Origin of the sequence: Muriicola sp. (assembly GCF_041567615.1) — a bacterium.
GTDB lineage: Bacteria > Bacteroidota > Bacteroidia > Flavobacteriales > Flavobacteriaceae > Muriicola.
In genome coordinates this window covers 1-3,411 of sequence record NZ_JBFGBM010000233.1, presented here as the reverse complement: position 1 = coordinate 3,411, position 3,411 = coordinate 1, and the positions used below count along the sequence as shown (strand labels likewise).

The following is a 3,411-nucleotide window of genomic DNA, read 5'->3' as shown; positions in this document are numbered from 1 at the left end:
GATCTGATCGACCACTTCGGGATGAGTTATACAGAACTGGCCCGTGATCTTCCGTCCCTGTCAAAGGAGGAACTCAATGCCTTAAAGCAGGGTAATGTATATAGCTGGGTTGAGGAATCCCACAGCTTGGCGACCTCTATTTACGGGTCTGTGACCCCGGGGGAACGTTTGGGGTACCGATACAAATACATTCACTGGAACACCGTAGAGCGGCAATTGCTCAAAGGTGGCGTCAGGCTTGCGGTAGTGTTGAATGAAATATTCGACTAACGTTTAGAGATCTTATTCCCCGTGATGTGACGTTGCCGTGTGCTTTTGAAGCGGGAGGATTCTGAAGTTCTCAGGGCTGCGTGCTTGGTGGACCGGCCCTGAACCCTTTTCCGCCACATCCGGAAACTGCTGGGCTTCATTTCCCTTCTCATGATCTCAATGGTCTCCTGTTCGGAGATGCCGAACTGGAATTCTATAGCCTCAAAGGGAGTTCGGTCTTCCCAGGCCATTTCAATGATCCTGTCTAATTCTCTTTCGGTAAAATCCTTTTTCATAGCGGTTCAAAGATAGTAAGATTCCCCTAGTTAATGGATAACCCTGAAGGTCAGGTTGATGCGCTCACCTACAGGCCGGGCGGTTTTGGGGATCTGGTGCAACCAGCGATGCTGGGTCTGTCCTTTCATGATCAGCAGGCTCCCGTGTTCGAGGATCATTTTATGCCTCCATTCTTTTTTCTCCTTGTGTTTAAAGTGAAAGGCTCTCTCCTCCCCCAGGGTTATTGAGGCGATCACAGGATTTTGGCCGAGTTCCGGTTCGTCATCGGCATGCCAGCCATTGCTGTCTTTTCCATTCCTGTAGAGGTTCATAAGACAGGTAGTGAAAGAAGTTTCTGGGAGGAGGCCTTCAATCTTTCCCTTGATCGAAATGAGTTCTTCGGAAAACGGCTGGGGTATCATGGTGATATGGGAGTAGGAGTAGGGCTTGCCGTTGTTTCCGTATAAGGCGGTCAGCCTGGGCTGGGGATAGGTTTTCCCGAATACGCGTATATCGTCCTGCTGCCAGGGGGTATCCCGTTTCAATGCAGCGAAGAGGTGGTCTGCTTCCTGCTGGTCATAAAAATCCGGGTAATATATGATATCGCTCTCGGGCAAATCTAATTTATGGGCTTGCAGTTGCATACAGGCGACTTAGCTGATCACTTTTTTGAGTTCGTTCCTGTATTCAGAAGGATTTTGCCCTGTGAAGGCCTTGAAAGACTTGTTGAAATGGGAGAAATTATTGAAACCGCTCTCAAAACAGACCTCTGTAATGCTCATGGGTTGTTCTGCCAGGAGTTTAGAAGCGTGAACCAGCCTGCATTCGTTCACAAACTGCACAAAGGTCTTATTGGTGATCTTTTTGAAATACCTGCAAAAGGAAGGAACGGTCATGCTGACCATATCCGCGATCTTCTCCAGGGGGATGTCTTCCTTGAAGTTCTGTTTTACGTAGTTAAAGACGATGTTGATACGGTCGTTGTCCTTGACCTCCGTTTTCAGGGAGAACCCGTCTGCATTCAGCACCTTGTAATCCTCTGATAAGGCCAGTTCATTGAGGATGTTAAGGATGGACAACAACCTCTGGAAGTCCGTCTGGTATTCGAGCACCTCCATTTTCTCACCTATTTTCTTCTTGGTCTTCCCTGAAAAGGCAATCCCGCCTGCCGCAAGGTCGAAAAGGGCCTGGATCTGCTTCATTTCTGGGATCTTGAAAAAATCATTTCCGAGGAAGTCCTGCTTCATTTGAATGACCGTTTCCTTTTTATTCCCCGTAAGTTTATCGGTAAGTCCGCAGTGTGGAAGGTTACTGCCTATGAGGATTAAGTCCCCATTGGTGTAATAAGACACATGGCTCCCTATCTGCCGCTTACCCGAACCTCCGTTCACGTAAACCAGTTCGATCTCAGGGTGGTAGTGCCATACGTTATTTTTATTGAGGCGTTCCTCGTCAAATTTTTGATAGGTAAAAGAATTCCCAAAGTTGGGTTCAATAGCCTCAAATGTCGGTTTTTGCTGCATCATAGCCATACTGTATACGCACAAAGTTACTCCTGTGGTTTTTCCTTGAGCTTTACAAAATTACCCAAAAGATATGCAATATTACCATTTAAGAAATAATTAACGAGCATGATTGTTAAAATAGTACAGATATAAGCAAAATCAGTAGTAGTGATGCCGGGATAATGAGGATAGATTTGCCTTGAGTTTATTCATTAATCCTTAAAAAAAGCAATCATGAAAAATTTGAAAAAAATTACCGCAATGGCCATGATCCTGATTTCTGCCGGAACATATGCCCACAACTCTAATGCAAAACCTTCTTTTGACGTTAAAGATGGAGAAACCAAAGTAAGCCCATTTTTCAGAAAAGCAGGGGATAAGTTGTTCCTGAACTTTCTCAACAGGGATATGGGGGATGTCCAGATCAAAGTCATAGACAGCGAGAATCGCATCCTCTACAGCGAAACCCTCAAATCCACTCTGGTCGTGGAGAAAGCCTTTAACTTTGGGAACGCAGAAAAGGACAGCTACAAGATCGTGGTCAGGGATGATAACGACACTTTTGCTGAGTATTACGTAGTGAAGTAAGTTTAGTTGATTCAGCGAAAAAGGGGCCGTCAGGCCCCTTTTTTATGGTATCTGCCCAACTTGTCTTTGGTGCCCTGGGGTAAGAAAGGGCAATTCAATGCTCGGTTGAGGATATCCGGGTCCTTTTTTTTAGAATAGATCAGGGAAAACAGGTCGGCTATACTCAGAGAATCCTCGGCTTTCTCTTCCAGTTGGAAGAGGTCTCCCCTGATCACTTCTCCGGGCCTGATCACCCGAACATAGGTCCCGGGTTTCCCGTGTGCAATAAACTCTTCTATAACTTTTTGATCCCCAAAACGGACCCCCAGTTTGTAACAAGGCTCTCTGGGAATAGTGATCTGTACCAGGGCAGAGCCGAGAAGGTATATAGAACCTGCCAGGAGATCAGATTCATCCAACCCCTCCACGGTGATGTTCTCGCCGAACATACCCCAGGACCAGGACAGGTGAGGATACTGTTCTTGCCAGTAGGCGTAGTGGTCGGAAGAAAAGAGGTAGCAGGCCTTGAATTCACCTCCGTGATGTTTGCGGTCTGAAACCGTATCGCCCTGAACATCTTCGCGACCGAGGAGAATGGGGTGAGAAACCGGAGATTTGAAGATCCCCGTCTTTTCGGTCCTGCCTTTCCAGGTGAAAGGTGTCGGTTGCCCGATATTGTTGGAAATGACCTTCATAGCCTAAAGATAGGAAAACCTGGCTTTCGGTCAATCGCCTATGGATTATAAGGGATTAAGGGGATCGCGCAATCAGAAATCCTTCAACCGATCCCGTCTGAGGGCCTCCTGTAGCCTTT

At 46.7% G+C, this 3,411-nt stretch carries 6 protein-coding genes; 2 read left to right on the top strand and 4 right to left on the bottom strand.

Annotation, left to right across the window (positions count from 1 at the left end):
* On the top strand, positions 1-270 hold a 270-nt coding region (locus tag ABYP73_RS12380), incomplete at its 5' end, for a S1/P1 nuclease (RefSeq protein WP_372974535.1).
* Here ABYP73_RS12380 and ABYP73_RS12375 read toward each other — a convergent pair.
* From ABYP73_RS12375 to ABYP73_RS12365, 3 genes are read right to left on the bottom strand one after another with little or no spacing between them, the layout of a single operon-like run.
* Entirely contained in the window at positions 267-545 is a 279-nt protein-coding gene (locus ABYP73_RS12375; RefSeq protein WP_372974534.1) for a TIGR03643 family protein, read from the bottom strand. The two genes, ABYP73_RS12380 and ABYP73_RS12375, sit on opposite strands and share 4 nt — an antisense overlap.
* A gap of 30 nt (positions 546-575) precedes the next feature.
* Positions 576-1,169, bottom strand: coding sequence for an alpha-ketoglutarate-dependent dioxygenase AlkB (locus ABYP73_RS12370; RefSeq protein ID WP_372974533.1), 594 nt, complete (start codon positions 1,167-1,169; stop codon positions 576-578).
* A gap of 9 nt (positions 1,170-1,178) precedes the next feature.
* Positions 1,179-2,051 carry an AraC family transcriptional regulator gene (locus ABYP73_RS12365; protein WP_372974532.1) on the bottom strand — a complete coding sequence of 291 codons (873 nt, stop codon included), beginning with the start codon at positions 2,049-2,051 and terminating at the stop codon, positions 1,179-1,181.
* Positions 2,052-2,264: 213 nt separating this feature from the next.
* On the opposite strand from ABYP73_RS12365, the gene ABYP73_RS12360 reads away from it, so the two are divergent.
* Positions 2,265-2,618 carry a hypothetical protein gene (locus ABYP73_RS12360; protein ID WP_372974531.1) on the top strand — a complete coding sequence of 118 codons (354 nt, stop codon included), beginning with the start codon at positions 2,265-2,267 and terminating at the stop codon, positions 2,616-2,618.
* A gap of 29 nt (positions 2,619-2,647) precedes the next feature.
* Here the strand turns inward: ABYP73_RS12360 and ABYP73_RS12355 are convergent, their stop codons facing one another.
* Positions 2,648-3,292 (bottom strand): MOSC domain-containing protein, encoded by a 645-nt coding sequence (locus ABYP73_RS12355; protein WP_372974530.1) that lies wholly within the window; start codon positions 3,290-3,292, stop codon positions 2,648-2,650.
* Positions 3,293-3,411 lie beyond the last annotated feature (119 nt).